Source organism: Notoacmeibacter marinus (genome assembly GCF_002238045.1).
Classification (GTDB): domain Bacteria; phylum Pseudomonadota; class Alphaproteobacteria; order Rhizobiales; family Rhizobiaceae; genus Notoacmeibacter; species Notoacmeibacter marinus.
In genome coordinates this window covers 1,431,644-1,451,688 of sequence record NZ_NBYO01000001.1, presented here as the reverse complement: position 1 = coordinate 1,451,688, position 20,045 = coordinate 1,431,644, and the positions used below count along the sequence as shown (strand labels likewise).

Here is a 20,045-nt window from a genome sequence, read left to right as displayed (position 1 = left end):
CATCAATGGAGGTGTCGCGCCTTAGCCCTCGACGTCGAAGGAAAGCGGTTTCGCGCGGATGATCTGCGGCTGTTCGGTCAGCTTCTTTATCACCTCATCGGACACCGGCCCGTCGACATAGAGAAGCGCGATGGCGTCGCCGCCCGCTTCCTTTCGGCCGAGCTGGAAATTGGCGATGTTGACGCCGCTCGCGCCGAGCGTGGTGCCCAGCGCGCCGATGAAGCCCGGCTTGTCGATATTGGTCGTGTACACCATGTGCCGCCCGATCTCCGCATCGATATTGATGCCCTTGATCTGGATGAAGCGCGGCTTGCCGTCGGAGAAGACGGTGCCGGCTACGGTGCGGGTCGTATCGTTCGCCTTGACGCGCAGCATGATATAGCCGTCGAAGACACCGCTCTTGTCGCGTCGGACTTCCGAAACGATGACGCCGCGTTCCTTGGCCAGAAGCGGCGCGGAGACCATGTTCGCTTCCGGCATCTGCGGCCGCATCAGCCCCGAAATGGCGGCGGACACCAGCGCGCGGGTGTTCATTTCGGCCGTGGCGCCATCGAAGATGATCTCCACTTCGCGGATCGGCGAATCGGTGACCTGGCCGACGAAAGAGCCCAGCATTTCCGCCAGTTTGACGAAGGGCTTCAGAACCGGCGCTTCCTCCGCCGAGATGGACGGCATGTTGATGGCGTTGGTAACGGCGCCTGTGTTCAGATAATCGCTCATCTGCTCGGCGACCTGCAGCGCAACGTTTTCCTGGGCCTCGCTGGTGGAAGCTCCGAGATGCGGCGTGCAGACCACGTTGTCCATGCCGAACAGCGGGTTCTCCTTGGCCGGCTCCTCCTCGAACACGTCGAGGCCGGCTCCGGCGACCTTGCCGCTCTTCAGCGCTTCGACGAGATCGCTTTCGACGATCAAGCCGCCGCGGGCGCAATTGATGATGCGAACGCCGTCCTTCATCTTGGCGAAGGCCGCCGCGTCGATGATCGCGCGGGTCTTGTCGGTCAGCGGCGTATGCAGCGTGATGAAGTCGGCCCGGGCGAACAGCTCGTCCAGTTCGACTTTCCTGACGCCGATCTGCGTGGCGCGCTCCTGGGTCAGGAACGGGTCGAAGGCGACGACATTCATCTTCAGCCCGATGGCGCGGGACGCGACGATCGATCCGATATTGCCCGCGCCGATGATGCCGAGCGTCTTGCCGGTGATTTCCACGCCCATGAACTTGCTCTTCTCCCACTTGCCGGCATGGGTGCTTTCATTGGCTTGCGGGATCTGGCGGGCGAGAGCGAACATCATGGCGATGGCATGTTCGGCGGTCGTGATGGAATTGCCGAAGGGCGTGTTCATCACGATGATGCCCTTGCGAGAAGCGGCCGGGATATCGACATTGTCGACGCCGATGCCGGCGCGGCCGATCACCTTCAGATTGGTCGCCTTTTCGATCAGCTTTTCGGTCGCTTTCGTCGCCGAGCGGATCGCCAGCCCGTCATAGTTGCCGATGATCTCGGCCAGCTTTTCCTTGTCCTTGCCGACATCGGGCTGGAAGTCGACATCGATGCCCTTGTCCTTGAATATCTGGACGGCGGCGTTGGAAAGCTTGTCGGAAATAAGAACGCGCGGCGCCATGGTCCTGGCCTCCTGCTGATACGGGCTCAGGGCCCGAAATTCGATTTAGGGGATGGAAGCGAGCGGCACGGCGCCGCCCGCCGAAATTGGGATGCCGCTCAGCCGAGCGACTTCTTCTGTGTCTCGAACGCGTAGGCCAGCCAGGGTATGAGCGCTTCGAGATCGGCCGTTTCGACCGTTGCGCCTGCCCAGATGCGAAGACCTGCCGGCGCATCGCGATAGGCGCCGATATCGTAGGCGACGCCCTCCTTGTCGAGCTGGCCGACCAGCGCTTTTGCAAAGGCCTCCTGACCGTCCGCATCGAGCGCGAGCACATCCGGATCGGTGATCGTCAGGCAGACCGACGTGTTGGAGCGGGTCGCCGGGTCCTTGGCCAGATTGCCGATCCAGTCATTCTTATCGACGAAATCCCAAAGCACTTGGGCATTGGCATCGGCACGCCCGATCAGGCCGGACAGGCCGCCGACCGATTTGGCCCATTCCAGCGCATCGATATAATCTTCCACGCAGAGCATGGAGGGCGTGTTGATCGTCTCGCCCTTGAAGACGCCTTCGATCAGCTTGCCGCCCTTCGTCAGACGGAAGATTTTCGGTAGGGCGCGATCGGGCGTATAACTTTCGAGCCGTTCGACGGCGCGCGGTCCAAGAATAATGACGCCGTGGGCCCCTTCGCCGCCCAGCACCTTCTGCCAGGAGAACGTTACCACGTCGAGCTTGTCGAAGGGCAGATCCTGGGCGAAGGCGGCCGAGGTCGCGTCGCAAATGGTCAGACCGCCACGATCCTCGGGAATGAAATCGCCATTGGGCACCCGAACGCCAGACGTCGTGCCGTTCCACGTGAAGATGACGTCGCGGTCGAAATCGACCTCGCCGAGATCGGCCAGTTCGCCATAGGGCGCTTCGATCTTGCGAGCATCGTTGAGCTTGAGTTGCTTGAGCACATCGGTGACCCAGCCGGAGCCGAAGCTCTCCCAGGCCACGACATCGACGCCGCGCTGGCCGAGCATGGTCCACATCGCCATTTCCACCGCGCCGGTGTCGGAACCGGGCACAATGCCGATGCGATGCGTATCGGGCACCTGCAGAACATCACGCGTCAGATCGATCGCGTGTTGCAAACGGGTCTTGCCGGGTTTGGAGCGGTGGGACCGGCCAAGAAGGGCGTCGGTCAGGGCTTCGAGGGTCCATCCAGGGCGCTTGGCGCAGGGGCCGGACGAAAAGTAGGGGCGAGCCGGGCGCGTGGCCGGCTTGGTATTATCTGTCATCGATGTCTCCTATCCTCACAGATAGAGCGTCCCTCGTTGGGGAGGGATGGCCCGCAGCCGCCTTAGAAGCTGCGAGGGCTTCCGTCAAGGAAAACCGCCCGGTCCTTTCGAACCGGGCGGCCTGAGACGGATATCGGAGGACCGGGTTACAGGTCCAGACGCAGGCCGAGACGAATCTGGTGCTGCATGGTGCTGTCTTCGAACTTCACATCGTCGCCATCGCGGACCGCCTGTTTGGCGCCCGGAATACCGAACAGGCGATAACCGAGATCGAGCTTCAGCCTGTCCGTCAGATCGTAGGATGCGCCTGCGCTAAGCTGATAGGCAAACTTGAACTCCCGCTCCCGTTCGTCATTGTAGAGCGTGCCGGGAAACGAGCATGTGCGGGTGCCGGCACTGGTGCATTCGGTTTCGGTCTTCACGCCGTAATCGGTGTAGGCGATGCCTGCACCCGCACCGACATAGGGGGTGATGCGAGCAAAGGTGCCGAAGTCGAAAAAGCCGCTGACCAGAAACGACCATGCATGCGAGCCGCCATCCCTTTCGACGAAGCACGGCACCGTTGTCGATCCTGGAATCGCCGTGTCCGTCCCTGGACAAAGAGCGGAGGTCGGATCGGTGTCGAAATCGCCGAGACCCGTATAGCCAAGTTCACCTTCCATCCGGAAGAGATCGTTGAAATAGTAGCCAGCGGCGATGGAACCGCTGATCGAGCCGATCGAATTGTAGGATGTCGAATCGCTACTGCTGAACGTCTCCGGAATATTCATGATATCTACGCCCAGATCGCCGCGAATGTACCACTGCGTCTTTGTTTCGACAGGCACATACTCTTCCATTTCCGGAAAAGCGGCCTCTTCCACCAATGGCGGATTGTAGTCGTAATCGGCAGCATGGGCGCCGGCTCCGCCGAGTAGCGAAGCGATGGCGGACAAGGCGATAGGCAAGTGACGCATGATGACTGACTCCGGATCAGACGGCGTAGTGAATCGCCGCTCCTTGATTATCAGCCATTGTTAACCATCGCGGTTAAAGCACGGTTAAGCATAGCGGCCCGGTATGGTTCGGTAGACATGCGCCGACGAAAAAGGCCGCCCCGATGGGCGACCTCTCAAATCGGCTGATGCCGGATCTTTACTTGTAGATCGGCGGTGGTGCGGGCGGCAGCGGCGCGGGCGGCAGGTAAGCCGTTTCGCAGCGTGGGTTGGCGCCGCCGAAATTGTAACGAAGGCCGGCTTTGACTTCGTGGATCTGGAACCCGTCATCATAGCCCGGTCCGGTGCCCGTTCCGCCGGAGGCGGCATATTCGAACATGCGCCCACCTTCGATATCGAGGTAGCGGTAGCCGATATCGGCTTCCAGGTTTTCGGTCAGGCAGTAGGACGCGCCGGCCATGAGCTGCCAGGCAAAGCGCCATTCCGAATTGCCCTCATGTTCGACCACGACCGTGCCATCATCGTTGATGAGCTTGTCCCATTTGACGTAGGCCCCGCCGATGCCACCGCCGACATAGGGCGTGATGCCGTGATAGGTGCCGAGATCGACATAGGCATTCGCCATGGCGGTAATGATGCTGACTTCCGACTTGTCATCGGAGGTACAGGCCACCGCGCCGCCGCAGATGCCGGAGGTCGAGCCGCGGAACTCGGATTTGAAGAGGTAGTCGACGCCCAGCTCGGCGCGGAAATACTTTCCGATATTGGCGCCGATGCCGACACCTACATCGTAGGTCTCGTCCAGATCCTTCGTATCAAAACCGCCCGTTCCCGGCGCGGTCACACCGCCGCCCGGCCCGTAGGTGATATATTCGATGTCGCCCACTTCGTTCTTGAGCGCATAGCTGACATCGCCACGGATATACCAGCTGCCGAAACCGTGTTTAACGGGCGCCGGCGCATAGGAGATCGGCGCCGGCTCCACGATGACTTCGGGCTCGGGAACGTAGATGTCAGCCGCCAGAACCGTGCTGCTATAGGCGGCCGATGACAGCAGCACCGCACCGGCTATGGCCATCGAAGAGCGTTTCATGATCGTACCTCACAAGATGCCGCCTTGCGACGCGGCCTATTCCATTCGGGAACACTATGAACGGCAATCGTTAATTGCCGCTTAAGCCTAAAAAGTAAGGTAAAGATCGTCGCAATTCTTAAACGACAAAGACCCGCGGAGCTGATCGGCGGGTCTTCGCAAGAACAGTTTTTATGATGGATCAGGCGGCGCGGTCTATCACATCGATGAGTTCGTCGACGACCATCGTGACGAGATGGGTATCGTCGCCTTCGGCCATCACCCGGATCAGCGGTTCTGTGCCGGACGGGCGAATAACGAGCCGTCCGCCTTCTCCAAGCCGCCCTCTGGCCGATTCGATGGCGGTTTTGACCTCGTCCTCCTCCAGCGGCGCACCGGAGGTGTAGCGCACATTACGCAGCAATTGCGGCACCGGCTCGAAGCAGTCGAGCACCTCGCTGGCAGGCTTCTGCGCGTTCTTGATACAGGCCAGAACCTGAAGCCCCGTGATCAGCCCGTCGCCGGTGGTGCCGTAATCGGTCAGAACCACATGGCCGGACTGTTCGCCGCCAATATTGAATCCATTGGCGCGCATATGCTCCACCACATAGCGGTCGCCGACCTTGGTCCGCGCCAGGGACAGGCCCAGTGCGCCGAGATGCCGCTCAAAACCGAGATTGCTCATCACGGTGGCGACCACGCCACCACCCATCAGGCGGCCGGCTTTCTGCCAGCTTTCCGCGATCAGCGCCATGATCTGGTCGCCGTCGATCTCCCTGCCCTTCTCGTCGACGATAACGATCCGGTCGGCATCGCCATCGAGCGCAATACCGATGTCGGCCCGCACTTCATGGACTTTTCGAGCCAGCGCGCCCGGGCTGGTCGATCCGCATTCATCATTGATGTTCCGGCCATCGGGGCTGACGCCAAGCGCCACCACATCGGCGCCAAGCTCCCAGAGAACATCGGGCGCCACGCGATAGGCCGCGCCATTGGCGCAGTCGACCACGACACGCAGACCGCTCAAATTCATGGAACGGGGCAGTGAGCGCTTGGCGTGTTCAATGTAGCGATCCTGAACGCCGTCCAGGCGCTTGGCCTTGCCGATCGCATCGCTGTCCGCCAGCCGGCGCGACAGATCCTCTTCCATCAGCCCTTCGATCTTCATCTCGATTTCGTCGGAGAGCTTGTAGCCGTCCGGGCCGAACAGTTTGATGCCATTGTCGAAATAAGGATTGTGCGAGGCGCTTAGCATCACGCCGATATCGGCTCGCATGGAGCGCACCAGCATGGCGACCGCCGGTGTCGGAATGGGACCGAGAAGAAACACATCGACGCCGGCAGCGCAGAACCCGGCGACGAGCGCGTTTTCCAGCATATAGCCGGAAAGCCGCGTATCCTTGCCGATCACGACACAATGCTTGTGGCGGCCGTTCTTGAAGGCCACACCTGCCGCCATGCCCACCTTCATGGCCACCTCTGCGGTCATCTTCCCGCGATTGGCGCGCCCGCGAATACCGTCAGTGCCGAAATAACGCCTGCTCATATGTCTTCCTTCGCTGATGCGCTCTTATGCAGCATTTGCGCGGCAAGTTTGCATCAAGATAATTGTCACCGCGTTACCGATGCGGCGCATGTCCCCGCATTGGTTAAGGAAAACGAAAAAGCGGACGGTTGCGGCAAAGACGTGGCGGGGCTGGGAGAGGCGCCGGCGAAGGAATTGTTTCCGCTGCCGCGTTGCATAGGCGCAACAGGAGGCGGGAAGGAAAAACCCCGCCTTGCCCTTCGGCAAAGCGGGGTCGGTCTTGCGAAACCGCCTGAAGATCAGCCCTGGGGCTGCGGCTCCAGCCCACCATCCGACTCGTCGGGGCGCGGACGGCCTGCCGTTGGCACCGACGAACCACGCGATGGCGGCGTATCGTCGCCGGCATCGCGCGAGGGCTTATGCCCGGCGATGATCTGCTTGATCTCTTCACCGGTCAGCGTCTCATATTCGAGCAACCCTTCGGCCAGGGCGATCCAGCCATCGTGCTCGTCGGTAAGGATGCGGCGAGCCTCGGAGTACGCATCGTCGATGAGCTTGCGCACTTCCGCATCGATCACACGAGCCGTTTCTTCGGAGATGTTCTTGCTCTGCGTCACCGAGTGACCGAGGAACACTTCCTGCTCGTTCTCGCCATAGGCGACTTGGCCGAGCTTGTCGGAAAAGCCCCATTGCGTGATCATCGCGCGCGCCAGCTTCGTCGCCTGTTCGATGTCGGAAGCCGCGCCGGAGGTAATGTTCTCCTTGCCGAACTTGATCTCTTCGGCGACGCGCCCGCCCATCATGATCGCCAGACGGCTGACCATATATTTGTAGCTCATCGAATAGCGGTCGCCTTCCGGCAACTGCATCACCATGCCGAGCGCCCGGCCACGCGGAATGATGGTCGCCTTGTGAACCGGATCGGCCGACGGCACCTTGAGCGCAACGATGGCGTGACCCGCCTCGTGATAGGCGGTCAGTTCCTTCTCGGCCTGCGTCATTGCCGAGGAGCGGCGCTCCGCGCCCATCATCACCTTGTCCTTGGCGTCCTCGAACTCGGCCATGGTGACGAGGCGCTTGTTGCGCCGCGCCGCCATCAGCGCCGCCTCGTTGACGAGATTGGCAAGATCGGCGCCGGAGAAGCCCGGCGTACCGCGCGCCAGCACCTTCAGATCGACATTGGGCGCCAGCGGCACATTGCGCACATGCACCTTCAGAATGCGCTCACGACCGGCAATATCAGGGTTCGGCACTACGACCTGGCGGTCGAAGCGGCCCGGACGGAGTAGAGCAGGGTCCAGCACGTCAGGCCGGTTGGTCGCGGCGATCAGAATGATCGATTCGGTCGATTCGAAGCCGTCCATTTCGACCAGAAGCTGGTTCAGCGTCTGCTCGCGCTCGTCATTGCCGCCGCCAAGACCGGCGCCGCGATGGCGACCCACCGCGTCGATCTCGTCGATGAAGATGATGCAGGGGCTGTTCTTCTTGGCCTGCTCGAACATGTCGCGGACACGGCTGGCGCCCACACCGACGAACATTTCCACGAAGTCGGAACCCGAAATGGTGAAGAACGGCACACCCGCCTCACCCGCAACGGCGCGGGCCAGAAGCGTCTTACCCGTACCGGGAGGGCCGACCAGCAGCACACCCTTCGGGATCTTGCCGCCGAGGCGCTGGAACTTCTGCGGATCGCGCAGGAACTCCACGATCTCTTCCAGATCTTCCTTGGCTTCCTCCACACCGGCGACGTCCTGGAAAGTCACGCGGCCGTGCGCTTCGGTCAGCAGCTTGGCCTTGGATTTGCCGAACCCCATCGCCCGACCGGAGCCCGACTGCATCTGGCGCATGAAGAAGATCCACACGCCGAGAATCAGGATCATCGGCAGCCAGGACAGGAAATAGCCAAGAATGGAATTGGAGCCGTCGCTTTCCGGACGCGCCTGAATCTCCACATTCTGCTGCTCCAGCCGTTCCACCAGCCCTTCATCGCCAGGCGAATAGGTCTGGAAGCCGGTGGCGTTGTCGCTGTATTTGCCGGTGATGCGGTTGCCGCTGATGGTGACGGATTCCACCTGGCCATTGTCGACCGCCTTAATGAATTCCGAATAGGCGACTTCACTGCCGCCGGTCCGCTGCTGCGGCGACTGAAAGAGATTGAACAATGCCACGAGCAGAACGGCGATGATCGCCCAAAGCACGAAATTCCGATAGTTTGGATTCATGATCGATCCAGTTTTGAGAAGCCAGACACGCAAAGTCTGCATGCCAATCTAAGCCAAGATAGGGATGCGGACGCCCCGTGCCAAGCGATGGAACGCCTCAATCGCCGATGTCATGAAGGAATAATTGCGGCGGTTCGGGCGTGGGTGGCGTCCGGCACAGCCGTTCGATCTGTCGCGCGGTCGCAAGATCGTGGACGGGAACCGCCGACTCAAACGGGTGGGGCGCATAGTCTGCTGGCGCGGAAGCCAGGTTTTGTACGGCGCGAGCGGCATATTGCCGGCGGTGCTCCCGTCGGATCAGCAGGCCCTCATCGCTGCGTTCGATGACGCATCGCGCCAGGCTGGCCCGGCGGCTTTTCGACAATTGGCGAAGCATGGCATGCGTCGCCGGGCCGGAGGGGCGGTATTCGATCTGCCCGGCGAAGGCCAGCACCACGCGAAGTGCCTCCACACCTACCTCATAGGCTTCGTCCGCTGCGTATTCGTGGCGCACTGCCAGAGTTTGTGGTGCGACCCAGTCCACATGATCGGCAATGAAGGAACCAACCGCCCGGTCCAGCATCCGGCGCGTTTCGCCATGGCGCTCGGCATCGCCGGGTTTTGCTTCCGCAACAGTAATATCTTGGTCTTGTCGAAGGCGGATACGCTCGAAGCGACGGTCGTCATTGGACGGGTCGTTACGGTAGTTCAGCCCGCTCGCATCCAGCCATTGCCGCAGAGAGCGTCCGCTTTCGCCGAGGAACGGTCGCCACACCCACGCCCCGCCCGAACCGGCCCGCCAGTAGATCGCATCGGCCATACCGGACAGTCCAAGCCGGGACGATGGATCCCGCCGCGCCCGCATCGCTACGGTTTCGTTCTGATCGTCCGCCGTGTGAGCGATGAGAATGGTCGCGTTGAGAGGGGCGGCCAGATCGCTCAGAAGGCGATAGCGCGCATGGCGCGCCGCGGCCTGAAGGCCGGTTTGTGGTTTGGCGCCCGACCAGCGAAGCGTTCTATGCGGAAGGCCGAGCATATGGCAGGTCTCCGCCACGAAGAGCGCTTCATCCGCACTTCCCGCTCGCAAACCATGATCGACCGTCGCAACGCCGAGCCGCGCCGTCTCACCCGTCGCTATCAAGGCGCGATGAACGAGGTGCAGCATCGCCATGCTGTCGCCGCCGCTGGAAACGGCCAGCAGGAGCGGCCCGGTCGCCGGCAACGCAAAAGAAAACGACGCCGTGGCGGCGGCCAGGGCGTCGGGACAGGGTTCGGCGGAGGGAGACCGCGTCAGCACGAAGCGCTGGCCTCCTCCTGTTTCAGGCGCAGACGAAACGCATCCGACATATCGGGGTAGCGGTCTGGAATGGCGTGCAGCGTTTCGCAGGCAACATCCCTTTGGCCCATGGCGGCGAGCGTGACACCGAGCTTGAGCATCATGTCCGGCGCCTTGTCACTGTCCGCATGGGTCTTCGTGCCATCCAGGAAAACCTCGACCGCATCGGCATAGCGCTCCTGCCCGCGCAGACTTTCGCCCAACCAGAACTGCGCGTCGGCGGCCTGCGGATCGTCGGGATATTGCTCGCCAAAACGGCGAAAGCCGGATTCGGCGCTGGCGTAGTCGCCCGCCAATACGCGTTGATAGGCTTCGCTGTAGATAGCCGAGGGGGTCGCGCCTTCCGCCGGCAGAGACGCAACCATGGTGTCATCGGTCTGTCCGGGATCATTCAGGGAGGCGCGGATATTGCCCATATCGTCGAGCGTCAGATTGCCGAGATCGCGCGGCTGCGCCCCAAGTTCCGCAGACGAGCCGTCCACCGATACGTCGCGCGGAGAATGCTCCACGGCATCCATTGGAACTTCGTCGCCGAGTTCGGCGCGCGCTTCCTCGGCCGGCGACAGGGTCGTCGGTGCGGCCGGCGCGGCTTCAGCCTTCGCCGGTGCTTCGGTTTCCAGCGCGCCGGACTGGCCATCGCCCTGCGCGGGCGAGTTGCCTTCCATCTGATCGAGCCGGAACTGCATATCCTCCAACTGCTTGCGGATCTGCTCCTGCAATTGAAGGATCTGGAAATTCAGGTCCTCCACCGTTCCGTTGAGGCGCCGCACCTGCTCTTCCAGTTGCGCAACGCGCGGATCGGTTGCCTGAACCATCTGAACCGAAGGCTGCTCTTCCACTTTGTCACGCTTGAAGATGGAAAACGGTCCTGCCATCGCCGAGCCGAGCGGAAGTGAGACGGCCACCGTCAGGAGCGCCACGCGCAGAAGACCGATTTTGGCCAAAGCCATGATCATCGTTCCTTGATTGCCATCGTTTGCATTCGGCGGGACCGCGTCGACCGCCCCTTGCCGTTGACCTCGATTAAGCAAAGCACTTGGCCGAAAATACGGACGGACGAAGGATCGTCCGCCATTGTTGCAATTTCGTCACGGGCGCACGGGCAAGCCCACCAACCGCGACGATCCTATTTCAGGACCGTGACGGCGCGGCGGTTCTGCGACCAGCACGAAATGTCGTCGCAGACGGCTACCGGTCGCTCCTTGCCGTAGGACACGGTGCCGATCCGGTTGCTGGAAACGCCCCGACTGACCAGGAAGTCGCGGGCGGCGGCGGCGCGCCGTGCGCCAAGCCCGATATTGAACTCCCGCGTGCCACGCTCGTCGGCATGGCCTTCGACCGTGATCGAATAGTTCGGATACTGACCGAGCCACTGCGCCTGCTTGGCGAGCGTCTGCTGCGCATCGGCGCGAATGACAGAGCTGTTGGTATCGAAGAAGATACGGTCGCCGACATTGACCGTGAAGTCCTGGGACGTGCCCGGTTGAGCGCTCCCGGCCCCGTTGAGACCGAGATCGGCCGGCGAATTCGGCACGTTCTTCTTCGAAGCACAGCCGGTCAGCGCAAGCGCGCCGACAAGTGCGATCATGGCCGGATTACGAGAAAGTTCGATGAGACGACGCATGGTCGCTACCCCTTGATATGCGGTGGCCGCAGCCCCTCTGGTTCCAGATCGGACGGCCGGCGAATCTGGCATGACCTGCCATCTTCACCAGCCCTCCTTGTTTCGGCAGGCCGCGCGGCGAGAATGCCGGCGGCGCTTTGGTGGCGGCTCGAACCTTGCCTAAGCGTTCGATCCGCCCTGTCCCTCCTCAGTCGAGCCTGGGCGACCAGGCCGGGTCCGACGCAAAATTGGGCGTCGGAATGGCCTGTTCGTTGCGGCCCGTCAGATCGATCGAGCGCAGTTTCGGTCCGCCGCCCGCTTCTTCTCTGAAAAACATGATGACCCGTCCGTTCGGCGCCCAGGTGGGCCCTTCCACCAGGTAGCCAGACGTCAGGATACGCTCGCCCGAACCGTCCGGCTTCATCACACCGATGGCGAACTCGCTACCGGTCTGCTTGGTGAAGGCGATCAGATCGCCGCGCGGGCTCCAGACCGGTGTCGAATAGCTGCCATTGCCGAAGCTGATGCGCGTCTGGCCGGAGCCGTCGGCATTCATCTTGTAGATCTGGGACGGCCCGCCCCGATCCGAGGTGAAGACGATCTGGCCGGCTTCCGGCGAATAGGAGGGCGAAGTGTCAATGGCATTGGTGTCGGTCAGCCGTTGCATGGTGCGACTGGAAAGATCCATCGTGAAGACGTCGGAATTGCCGTCCTGCCGACCGATGCTCATCACAACCTTGCTGCCGTCGGGAGAGAAGCGCGGCGCAAAACTCATGCCCGGAATATTGCCGATCAGTTCGCGCTGCCCCGTCTCCAGCTGCAGCAGATAGACGCGCGGCTGACCATCCGCATAGGACATATACGTCACCTCCTGACGGTTCGGCGAAAAGCGCGGCGTCAGAACGATCTGCCCGCCCTTGGTCAGATAGCGAAGATTGGCGCCGTCCTGATCCATGATGGCGAGGCGCTTGATCCGCTTGTCTTCCGGTCCGCTCTCGTCGACGAAGACAACGCGCGTGTCGAAATAGCCCTCTTCGCCCGTCAGCGCCTTGTAGATCGTATCGGCGATGATATGGGCGACGCGCCGCCAGTTCTCCGGCGTTGTGAAGAACTGCTCGCCGATGATCTGCGACTGGCCGTAGGTGTCCCAGAGGCGGAACTCGGCGCGCAACCGCCCGCCATCCGGCACGATGCGACCCGTAACGAGGGCCTGCGCATCGATGGCCGTCCAGTCCTGGAAACGCGGCGACTGATCGGGGTTGTCGATCTGCTGGATGAACGCGGCGCTGTCGATCGGCCGGAACAGTCCTGAGCGAGCCAGGTCGGCGGCGATCACTTCGCTCACCTGCTTGCCCAGCCCGTCTTCGCTGAGAAAATCGGTGATCGCAATCGGCAACGGCTCCACCGTGCCGCGATTGACGTCGATCTCGACGACGGCCTGCGCCGGCAGGACGAGCCACAGACCGGCCGCGGCGGCCAGGCCAGTGCGCGTAAGAAGGCGAAAAAATCGGTTCATCATAAAGAGTATGAGGTCCTTTGGCGGCTTAGAAGAACATGTCGCGGGGATCGAAATTGACGATCACCTCGCGCCAGGTCTCATATTTTCCTTCGGGTACGCGAAGGCCTTGTATATTGCATTTCTGAATGGCGCGCACCGCGCTGCGGTCGAATTGCGGATTGCCTGACGATTTCGTGACGCGCGGCTGCCCTTCCAGTTTTCCATTCTGATCCAGCGAGAATGTGACCGAGACGAGCAGACTGTCCGCTTCGACAATGCCCGCATCGATGCTCCAGCAGCCGCCGAGCTGATCGCGCAGCGCCGCCATCTCGGACGCCGAGAGCTTGGGCGCATTGGTGCGGCTGGCGCCTGCGCCGGCAGTCTTCGTGCTGGCCCGCGCGCCCCCGCCCTTCTCATCCTGCTTGTTGATGAGGGCTTTTATATCGTCTTCCAACGCCTTGGCCTCGGCCAGTTTCTTGGCTTCTGCCTCGGCCTTCCGCTTGGCTTCGGCTTCGGCAAGTTCGCGCTTCTTGCGCTCCTCTTCCTCGACCGCCTTGCGCTTTTCCTCTTCGGCTTTCTTCTTGGCCTCTTCAGCCTGCCGCTGCTCTTCCTGCTGCTGGCGCTCCTGCTCGGCCTTTTTCAGCAGTTCCGCCACCGGATCGATTTCGGGTTCGGTCTTGGGCTCCGCCTTCTCTTCCTTTTCGGGTTCCGGCTCCGGTTCGGCCTTGGCGACTTCGACCGGCTTTTCCTTCGGTTCCGGCCGCGCCATGGGCAGAGGCGGCGCGGCAGCGGCCGAGCTTTCGACCTTGCGTTCGGACGGCAGAGCGCTCGGCGCATTGTCCAGATCGGCGACATTCGATCCGACATTCACCGCATCGGTGCGCAACTCATCGGCCTCGACTTTTTCGGGTGCCGGCGGCTCTTCCTTGTCGGCGCGCCGTTCGCCTTTGACAAGCTGGTTGAGTTCGGTCTCGGAGATGGCCGTCACCGCAATAGCCTCATCGATCTCGAACGGCTTGGGCGAGGAAAGCGAAATGACCGCAAACCCCAGCACGCCGAGATGAAGAAGAACAGAACTGGCAAGACCCGTCTTCATGAGATGGCGTCAGCCGTCCTCCTGAACCGTGACCAGGCCCACATTGTTGAACCCGCCGGACTGAATGCGGGCCATCACCCGCATCACACTGCCATAGTCGATGTCCCTGTCGCCGCGCACGAAGATGCGCGCGTCGCCCTTGGCGTCCTTGATAGCCTGCAGTTTCGGCACGACCTCGTCGAGCTGAAGTTCGGTCTCCTGCAAGAAGATGCGCCCCTCGCCATCGACCGAGACGACCAGCGGCTCCGTGTCGCTGTTCATCGGCGCGGCGTCGGTATCGGGAAGATCGACGGGCACGCCGACTGTCATCAGCGGCGCCGCAACCATGAAGATGATCAGCAGCACCAGCATCACGTCGACGAGGGGCGTCACGTTGATTTCCGAAATGACGCCGGTTCGCGAGCGCCGCCGGCGTCCACGCCGACCCGCACTTGCATTTGCCGAAGGAGCGCCCATTGCCATGATCCGCCCCTTACGCTGCCGCCTGAGGGGCGCTGCGATTGGCTGCGGAACGTTCGTCGATCTGGCGCGACAGAATGGCGGAAAACTCGTCGGCGAAGCCTTCCATCCGGCCGCCCAGCTTGTTCGCGTCTCCCGACAGCTTGTTATAGGCCATCACGGCGGGAATGGCCGCGACGAGACCGATGGCGGTGGCGAGCAGCGCCTCGGCAATGCCCGGCGCGACAACCGCAAGCGATGTCTGTTTCGAAGCGGCGATCGCCTGGAACGAGGTCATGATGCCGACCACCGTGCCGAAAAGACCGATAAAGGGCGCAGCCGACCCGATGGTCGCCAGGAAGCCGAGCCGGCTCTCAAGCCCCTCCATCTCCCGGGCCAGCGCCAGATCCATCGATTTGTCGATACGGCTCTGAAGGGGCGCGGCACTGCGCGCGCCGCGCTCGAAACTCTTCTTCCACTCGCGCATGGCCGAGACGAAAATAGCCGCCATGCCCGAATTGCGACGGTCGGACAGGGTGCGGTACAGCTCTTCCAGCGACTGACCCGACCAGAAATTGTCTTCGAAACGGTCCAGCGCCGCGCGCATGCGGCGGAAGGAGAGGCTTTTCTCGATGATGATCGCCCAGGTCCAGACCGAAGCCAGGATCAAACCGATCATCACCAGCTTGACCACCCATCCGGCCTGCATGAAGAGGTCGATCAGCGAAATATCGCCACCCGGTGCGGCCAATGCCACCTGTTCCATGATTAACGTTCCCCTGAAGGTTCGGACAGCACGCCGGCGGTCATCGCCTGAGATGAAAGAAACGCCAGATGTCCGTTTTTTGGCTTTTCCCGTGTAATTTTGGCGAATGGAAGGCGTTTGACTTCTCTTCGCTCATCAAAAACAGGGTTAACGCACCGTAGTTAATGGCGCGTTAGGATTCCGTGTCCGAAATATGGCATTCACGTCTGGATTGCAGACCCTGCCGTTGCGGCAAACGCATCGCGCCAATCCCGCGGCAGACGACGAGGTTTTCCCGCCCGGTCGATGATCGCAGCGTGCACCTTCGCCGCGATCAGAATCGAGTCTCCCCGAACGATTCGCTGTTCCATCGTAACACGCGCTCCCGACAAAGCGGCGATCGCGGTCTGGACCGTCAGCACGTCGTCGATCTTCGCCGAAGCCCGGAAATCGATTTCCATGCGGCGAACGACCCACACCAGTGCTTCGTCCTCGGGCCGCGCCAGCAATTCGGTGTGGTGGATGTCGTGCAGTCGCAGGAAGTCCGAGCGGCCGCGCTCCAGAAATTCCAGATAGCGGGCATGGTAGACCACACCGGAGAAATCGGTATCGGCGTAGTAGACCCGCGCCGGCAGATGGTGAACGCCGCCCTCGATCCAACCGGCCAGAGCGTCCCGCTCTGCGTCCAATGGCGCCGCCGCCGATTCATCATGATGTGCCATCGCGCTTTTCCTTCCACGCTCCTTGCTGCAGAGTTCAGCCGATCCCTCAAGCTGGAGCCGTCCCAGATGGCATTTCATTTCACGCGGCTCAAGGTCGTTTGGCATATCGGGCTGATCGTCGCCCTACTGCTCTCTATGGCGCTGCCGTCGCTTGCCGGCGGATTTCGCCCCGGGCGCGGCCTCAACATGGACATCTGGGTGCTCTGGCCGGCGGAGGAGAAGTGGGGCGATCCGTCGACCATGCTGCCCTTCCCCGAATGGCGGCAACATGTCACCGACGACCAGCTTGCTATGGTCCGCGACGCAGGCATCGACACGATCCGGATGCCGGTCGATCCGCGCCCCTTCCTTTCGCCGCGCGCCTCGGATCTGCAGGAGCAGCTGCGCGCTTCCGTCATCGCCAGCGCGAAAAAGCTGACCGGCATGGGTTTCAGGGTCGTTTTCGACCTGCATCTGATACCGGACGGGCAGACGCCGCACGGCCTCTTCACCGATGAACAGCGCTGGGCCGACTATCTGGCGCTCGTCGGCGATTTCGCCGGCCGCCTGGCGCGCTTCGAGACGAATGCCATCGCCTTCGAGCCGATCAACGAGCCGCCGACCGAATGCGACCTGGCCGCCGCGCCGGACTGGCAGCGCCGCATGGAAGCGCTTTATGGCGCGATCCGCGCCAAGGCGCCCGATCTGACCGTCATCGCCACCGGGGGTTGCATGAGCCATGCCGACGGACTCGCCGCGCTCGATCCCACCCCGTTCGACGACGACACGCTCTTCACCTTCCACTCCTACGCCCCCTTCCTGCTGACCCACCAGGGCGCGGGCTGGGCGGGCGACGTCGCGCCGCACGTCACGGGACTGCCCTTCCCGACCTATGACGAGAACGAGGAGCGTGCCCGGAACGGTCTTGCAGAAACGCTTCGTCGGGTTCGCACCGATGCGCCTTTCCTGCGACGCGCCGGTATCGCCGCCTATATCGAGGAGGAGTTCGCCAAGATCGATACGCGGGACGAACTCGTCCTCGACATGGTGACGCCCTTCGCGACCGTATCCCGATGGGCCGAGCAGCATAGCATCGCGGCGGACCGCATCTTCTTGGGCGAGTTTGGCATGATCCGTCAGGAATATGACAGACCGGATAGCACCGATCCCGCCAACCGTGCGGCCTACTACAGCCGGACCATCGAACTGGCCGAGCGCTACGGTTTCGGCTGGGCGATGTGGGGCTGGGGCGGCGCCTTCGGCATCGTCACCGCCTTTGGCGACGAACCGGCCGAGCCGAACGTTCTGAACACCGTCCGCAACCTGCCGCCGGACGAACGCTGACTCTTCCGCTTTTCCGGACTTGGCTCAGCCCGTCGCCGCCTGGCCGCCTAGTTCGAGCAGCACGATTTCCGGCGCCATGCCGATGCGGATGGGCAGGATGGAGCAGCCGACGCCGCCGGTGATCAGCAGGTCGCGCCTATTATCGCGATAATGGCCGTAGCGATAATCGAGATGTTTGCGGATGCGCGGCACGACGGGCGCCCAGCCGAACGGCACGATCTGCCCGCCATGCGTATGGCCGGAGAGGATCAGGCTGACGCGCGCCGGCACATCCGGGAAGATGTCGGGCTCGTGCGCCATCAGCAGCACCGGCGCGCCATCGTCGGCGATCTGCGCCATCGTGCCGGGCAGATCGTCGCGCGCGACGCGCCGCGAAATGCCGTCGACCGTCCCGATGTAGCTGCCCATCTGATCGCCGAGCCCGGCCAGCCAGAACGCGCCATCCGCCGTCTCGATCCGCCGCGCATCGTTTTCATAAACCGCGATCCCGGCATCCTGCAGCGCCTGGCGCGCCGTCGAAGGACTATCCTCCGTCTGCTCGGCAATCGGATCGTCGATCCAGTCGTGATTGCCCAGCACGGCGTGAACGCCCAGCGGCGCTTTCAGCCGCGCCAGTTCCGCGCCCCATTGCTCCGGCGGCACCTGGCCGAACGACAGCTGCATGCCGGAAAGATAGTCGCCGAGGAGCAGTTGAATGTCGGGTTGAAGCGCATTCATCGCATTGACGATGGTGCGAATGCGCGATGGCCGCATCCATGGATAGCAGGCATGGAGGTCGCCAAGCAGCGCGATACGAAGCGACAGATCTTCCGGCCAGCCCGGCGGCGTCAGCCGATAGCGCTGCACCCGCAGGCGCACGAAGGTGTCCGCCGCCAAAGCCGACGTCGCGGCAAGACCGGCCAGGGCCGCTCCGCCCAGTATCTTCATCGCCGTCCGCCGGCTTGGCATTATTCGTCCTCGAACAGACCCTGTTGAACGGCGGTCATGTTCTGCGGGGCCGGCAGGCCAATATGGCTCCAGGCGCCCGCCGTCATGATCCGGCCGCGCGGGGTTCGCTGAATGAACCCCTGCTGGATCAGATAAGGCTCGATTATGTCCTCAATGGCGTCGCGCGGTTCGGAAAGCGCCGCCGCGATCGTCTCGATACCGACCGGTCCGCCGCCAAAATGCCGAGCGATGAGAAAGAGGTAGCGCCGGTCGAGCGAATCGAGCCCGCGCTTGTCGACCTCCAGCCGTCCGAGCGCCTCGTCGGCGATGGTGGCGTCGACCGCTTCGGCCTTCGCGACCTCGGCGAAATCGCGGACGCGCCGCAGCAGTCTCCCGGCAATACGCGGCGTGCCGCGTGCGCGCGTCGCGATCTCCTTTGCGCCGTCATCCGTCATCGGCAGCCCCATCAGCCGCGCGCCGCGCCGGACGATCAGTTCCAGTTCGTCGGCGGTGTAGAAATCCAGCCGCACGGGAATGCCGAACCGGTCGCGCAGCGGCGTGGTCAGAAGGCCGAGCCGTGTCGTCGCGGCGACCAGGGTGAACCGCGCCAGATCGATCTTCACGCTGCGCGCCGCCGGCCCCTCGCCGATGATGAGATCGAGCTGGAAATCCTCCATCGCCGGATAAAGGATTTCCTCCACGGCCGGGCTCAGCCTGTGAATCTCGTCGATGAAGAGGACGTCGCGATCTTCCAGATTGGTCAGCAGCGCCGCCAGATCGCCGGCTTTGGCGATGACCGGGCCGGAAGTGGAGCGGAAATTGACGCCGAGTTCGCGCGCCATGATCTGCGCCAGCGTCGTCTTGCCGAGGCCGGGCGGGCCGACGAACAGCACGTGGTCGAGCGCCTCGCCGCGGCTCTTCGCCGCCTCGATGAAGACCTTGAGGTTGGCGCGCGCCGCCGCCTGGCCGACGAAATCGTCGAGCACCTGCGGGCGCAGCGCCGTATCGACGTCTTCGCCGCGCTTCTCGGCATCGATCAGGCGGTCAGGCTGGCTCATTGCAGTAGCTCCATCCAGTTGACGCGACGCGCCGCGTTCTGGTCGAACGTCATGGTCATCTCGCACCCGTCTGCCCGGTTGCGCTCAGCCAGAAGCACGTCCGGAAAATCGACCGCCTCTTCGCGGAACTGAGAGAGTGCGCGCTTGATGGCGTCAAAGCTTTCGAATTCTATATGCTCGATGGTGAGATAGGCGTCGAAAACGTCCGCAATCTCATTTTTCGGCACCCGATAACGGCGCTTCAATACCCAGAAAATCTCCAGCACGACCGACACGCCAATATAGCCCGGTCGCTCCGGCCCGAGCGACGATAGAAGGTTCTTGGCCATTGGTGATTGAGCGGTATCGTCGTTCAGCATGGCGCGTAAAAGGATATTGGCGTCAAGGCCGATCAGGGTCACGCCGCGCTGTCCTCTGAATTGCCGACTCGTACCCGCTCAGCGGCTTCGTCCTCCGCTGCGTTCCGATAGTCGGCAATCGTTGTATCGGGAATGGCGTAACGGGCGAGGACATCGAAAATGACGGAGGCTGGCCGGTTTCGCGGGACGATATAGGCTCTGTCCCCTGAGAGAACATAGCGTATCGTATCTCCGCTTCCGACGCCGAGCTTTGCCCGGATGTCCGAGGGAATCGTCGTCTGGCCTTTCGAAGTGATACGTGACGTGTAATCCATTTGCATAG

At 62.5% G+C, this 20,045-nt stretch carries 19 protein-coding genes; 1 reads left to right on the top strand and 18 read right to left on the bottom strand.

What is annotated here, in order from left to right; genetic code table 11:
• Nucleotides 1-21: 21 nt before the first annotated feature.
• The 14 genes from serA to ybgC form a co-directional block, all read right to left on the bottom strand.
• On the bottom strand, nt 22-1,620 hold the full coding sequence (gene serA / locus B7H23_RS06965; protein WP_094076573.1) for a phosphoglycerate dehydrogenase: 1,599 nt from the start codon (nt 1,618-1,620) through the stop codon (nt 22-24).
• A gap of 98 nt (nt 1,621-1,718) precedes the next feature.
• A complete protein-coding gene (locus B7H23_RS06960) occupies nt 1,719-2,885 on the bottom strand; it encodes a phosphoserine transaminase (RefSeq protein WP_094076572.1) in 1,167 nt (388 codons plus the stop codon).
• A 146-nt stretch (nt 2,886-3,031) separates the two neighbouring features.
• Nucleotides 3,032-3,841 (bottom strand): outer membrane protein, encoded by an 810-nt coding sequence (locus B7H23_RS06955; RefSeq protein ID WP_094076571.1) that lies wholly within the window; start codon nt 3,839-3,841, stop codon nt 3,032-3,034.
• Nucleotides 3,842-4,019: 178 nt separating this feature from the next.
• Nucleotides 4,020-4,913 (bottom strand): outer membrane protein, encoded by an 894-nt coding sequence (locus B7H23_RS06950; RefSeq protein WP_094076570.1) that lies wholly within the window; start codon nt 4,911-4,913, stop codon nt 4,020-4,022.
• A 181-nt stretch (nt 4,914-5,094) separates the two neighbouring features.
• Nucleotides 5,095-6,438, bottom strand: a complete 1,344-nt coding sequence (gene glmM, locus B7H23_RS06945) for a phosphoglucosamine mutase (protein ID WP_094076569.1) — start codon at nt 6,436-6,438, stop codon at nt 5,095-5,097.
• A gap of 278 nt (nt 6,439-6,716) precedes the next feature.
• Nucleotides 6,717-8,639 carry an ATP-dependent zinc metalloprotease FtsH gene (gene ftsH, locus B7H23_RS06940; protein ID WP_094076934.1) on the bottom strand — a complete coding sequence of 641 codons (1,923 nt, stop codon included), beginning with the start codon at nt 8,637-8,639 and terminating at the stop codon, nt 6,717-6,719.
• Nucleotides 8,640-8,736: 97 nt separating this feature from the next.
• Nucleotides 8,737-9,915 (bottom strand): tRNA lysidine(34) synthetase TilS, encoded by a 1,179-nt coding sequence (gene tilS / locus B7H23_RS06935; RefSeq protein WP_094076568.1) that lies wholly within the window; start codon nt 9,913-9,915, stop codon nt 8,737-8,739.
• Nucleotides 9,909-10,904, bottom strand: a complete 996-nt coding sequence (gene ybgF / locus B7H23_RS06930; RefSeq protein ID WP_158215788.1) for a tol-pal system protein YbgF — start codon at nt 10,902-10,904, stop codon at nt 9,909-9,911. The genes tilS and ybgF overlap by 7 nt, the downstream gene beginning before the upstream one ends.
• A 176-nt stretch (nt 10,905-11,080) precedes the next feature.
• On the bottom strand, nt 11,081-11,578 hold the full coding sequence (gene pal, locus B7H23_RS06925; RefSeq protein ID WP_094076566.1) for a peptidoglycan-associated lipoprotein Pal: 498 nt from the start codon (nt 11,576-11,578) through the stop codon (nt 11,081-11,083).
• Nucleotides 11,579-11,765: 187 nt separating this feature from the next.
• Nucleotides 11,766-13,073 carry a Tol-Pal system beta propeller repeat protein TolB gene (gene tolB / locus B7H23_RS06920; RefSeq protein WP_173861899.1) on the bottom strand — a complete coding sequence of 436 codons (1,308 nt, stop codon included), beginning with the start codon at nt 13,071-13,073 and terminating at the stop codon, nt 11,766-11,768.
• A gap of 28 nt (nt 13,074-13,101) precedes the next feature.
• Nucleotides 13,102-14,151, bottom strand: a complete 1,050-nt coding sequence (gene tolA, locus B7H23_RS06915) for a cell envelope integrity protein TolA (protein WP_094076564.1) — start codon at nt 14,149-14,151, stop codon at nt 13,102-13,104.
• 9 nt (nt 14,152-14,160) lie between these two features.
• A complete protein-coding gene (gene tolR / locus B7H23_RS06910; RefSeq protein ID WP_240535025.1) occupies nt 14,161-14,607 on the bottom strand; it encodes a protein TolR in 447 nt (148 codons plus the stop codon).
• 16 nt (nt 14,608-14,623) lie between these two features.
• On the bottom strand, nt 14,624-15,355 hold the full coding sequence (tolQ, locus tag B7H23_RS06905) for a protein TolQ (RefSeq protein WP_094076562.1): 732 nt from the start codon (nt 15,353-15,355) through the stop codon (nt 14,624-14,626).
• Nucleotides 15,356-15,555: 200 nt separating this feature from the next.
• The gene (ybgC, locus tag B7H23_RS15865) at nt 15,556-16,056 is read right to left on the bottom strand and encodes a tol-pal system-associated acyl-CoA thioesterase (protein ID WP_143534733.1); all 501 of its coding nucleotides are present in this window, start codon (nt 16,054-16,056) and stop codon (nt 15,556-15,558) included.
• Between the two features lie 66 nt (nt 16,057-16,122).
• Between ybgC and B7H23_RS06900 the strand changes: the two genes are divergently transcribed.
• Nucleotides 16,123-17,379 carry a glycoside hydrolase family 5 protein gene (locus tag B7H23_RS06900; RefSeq protein WP_158215787.1) on the top strand — a complete coding sequence of 419 codons (1,257 nt, stop codon included), beginning with the start codon at nt 16,123-16,125 and terminating at the stop codon, nt 17,377-17,379.
• Nucleotides 17,380-17,403: 24 nt separating this feature from the next.
• Here the strand turns inward: B7H23_RS06900 and B7H23_RS06895 are convergent, their stop codons facing one another.
• Genes B7H23_RS06895 through B7H23_RS06880 form a run of 4 tightly spaced genes read right to left on the bottom strand, consistent with a single transcriptional unit; the run spans nt 17,404 to nt 20,037 of the window.
• Nucleotides 17,404-18,327 (bottom strand): metallophosphoesterase, encoded by a 924-nt coding sequence (locus B7H23_RS06895; protein WP_094076560.1) that lies wholly within the window; start codon nt 18,325-18,327, stop codon nt 17,404-17,406.
• A complete protein-coding gene (gene ruvB / locus B7H23_RS06890; protein WP_094076559.1) occupies nt 18,327-19,364 on the bottom strand; it encodes a Holliday junction branch migration DNA helicase RuvB in 1,038 nt (345 codons plus the stop codon). Before ruvB ends, B7H23_RS06895 begins: the two co-directional genes overlap by 1 nt.
• Complete coding sequence (locus B7H23_RS06885) at nt 19,361-19,765, bottom strand: PIN domain-containing protein (protein WP_094076558.1); 405 nt, start codon at nt 19,763-19,765, stop codon at nt 19,361-19,363. Before B7H23_RS06885 ends, ruvB begins: the two co-directional genes overlap by 4 nt.
• A complete protein-coding gene (locus B7H23_RS06880; RefSeq protein WP_094076557.1) occupies nt 19,762-20,037 on the bottom strand; it encodes an AbrB/MazE/SpoVT family DNA-binding domain-containing protein in 276 nt (91 codons plus the stop codon). The genes B7H23_RS06885 and B7H23_RS06880 overlap by 4 nt, the downstream gene beginning before the upstream one ends.
• Nucleotides 20,038-20,045 lie beyond the last annotated feature (8 nt).

What these genes read in the sequence shown, in the direction of transcription:
- serA (WP_094076573.1), bottom strand. Translation starts at nt 1,620, where the DNA reads ATGGCGCCGCGCGTTCTTATTTCCGACAAGCTTTCCAACGCCGCCGTC.
- B7H23_RS06960 (WP_094076572.1), bottom strand. Translation starts at nt 2,885, where the DNA reads ATGACAGATAATACCAAGCCGGCCACGCGCCCGGCTCGCCCCTACTTT.
- B7H23_RS06955 (WP_094076571.1), bottom strand. Translation starts at nt 3,841, where the DNA reads ATGCGTCACTTGCCTATCGCCTTGTCCGCCATCGCTTCGCTACTCGGC.
- B7H23_RS06950 (WP_094076570.1), bottom strand. Translation starts at nt 4,913, where the DNA reads ATGAAACGCTCTTCGATGGCCATAGCCGGTGCGGTGCTGCTGTCATCG.
- glmM (WP_094076569.1), bottom strand. Translation starts at nt 6,438, where the DNA reads ATGAGCAGGCGTTATTTCGGCACTGACGGTATTCGCGGGCGCGCCAAT.
- ftsH (WP_094076934.1), bottom strand. Translation starts at nt 8,639, where the DNA reads ATGAATCCAAACTATCGGAATTTCGTGCTTTGGGCGATCATCGCCGTT.
- ybgF (WP_158215788.1), bottom strand. Translation starts at nt 10,904, where the DNA reads ATGGCTTTGGCCAAAATCGGTCTTCTGCGCGTGGCGCTCCTGACGGTG.
- pal (WP_094076566.1), bottom strand. Translation starts at nt 11,578, where the DNA reads ATGCGTCGTCTCATCGAACTTTCTCGTAATCCGGCCATGATCGCACTT.
- tolB (WP_173861899.1), bottom strand. Translation starts at nt 13,073, where the DNA reads ATGAACCGATTTTTTCGCCTTCTTACGCGCACTGGCCTGGCCGCCGCG.
- tolA (WP_094076564.1), bottom strand. Translation starts at nt 14,151, where the DNA reads ATGAAGACGGGTCTTGCCAGTTCTGTTCTTCTTCATCTCGGCGTGCTG.
- tolR (WP_240535025.1), bottom strand. Translation starts at nt 14,607, where the DNA reads ATGGGCGCTCCTTCGGCAAATGCAAGTGCGGGTCGGCGTGGACGCCGG.
- tolQ (WP_094076562.1), bottom strand. Translation starts at nt 15,355, where the DNA reads ATGGAACAGGTGGCATTGGCCGCACCGGGTGGCGATATTTCGCTGATC.
- ybgC (WP_143534733.1), bottom strand. Translation starts at nt 16,056, where the DNA reads ATGGCACATCATGATGAATCGGCGGCGGCGCCATTGGACGCAGAGCGG.
- B7H23_RS06900 (WP_158215787.1), top strand. Translation starts at nt 16,123, where the DNA reads ATGGCATTTCATTTCACGCGGCTCAAGGTCGTTTGGCATATCGGGCTG.
- B7H23_RS06895 (WP_094076560.1), bottom strand. Translation starts at nt 18,327, where the DNA reads ATGCCAAGCCGGCGGACGGCGATGAAGATACTGGGCGGAGCGGCCCTG.
- ruvB (WP_094076559.1), bottom strand. Translation starts at nt 19,364, where the DNA reads ATGAGCCAGCCTGACCGCCTGATCGATGCCGAGAAGCGCGGCGAAGAC.
- B7H23_RS06880 (WP_094076557.1), bottom strand. Translation starts at nt 20,037, where the DNA reads ATGGATTACACGTCACGTATCACTTCGAAAGGCCAGACGACGATTCCC.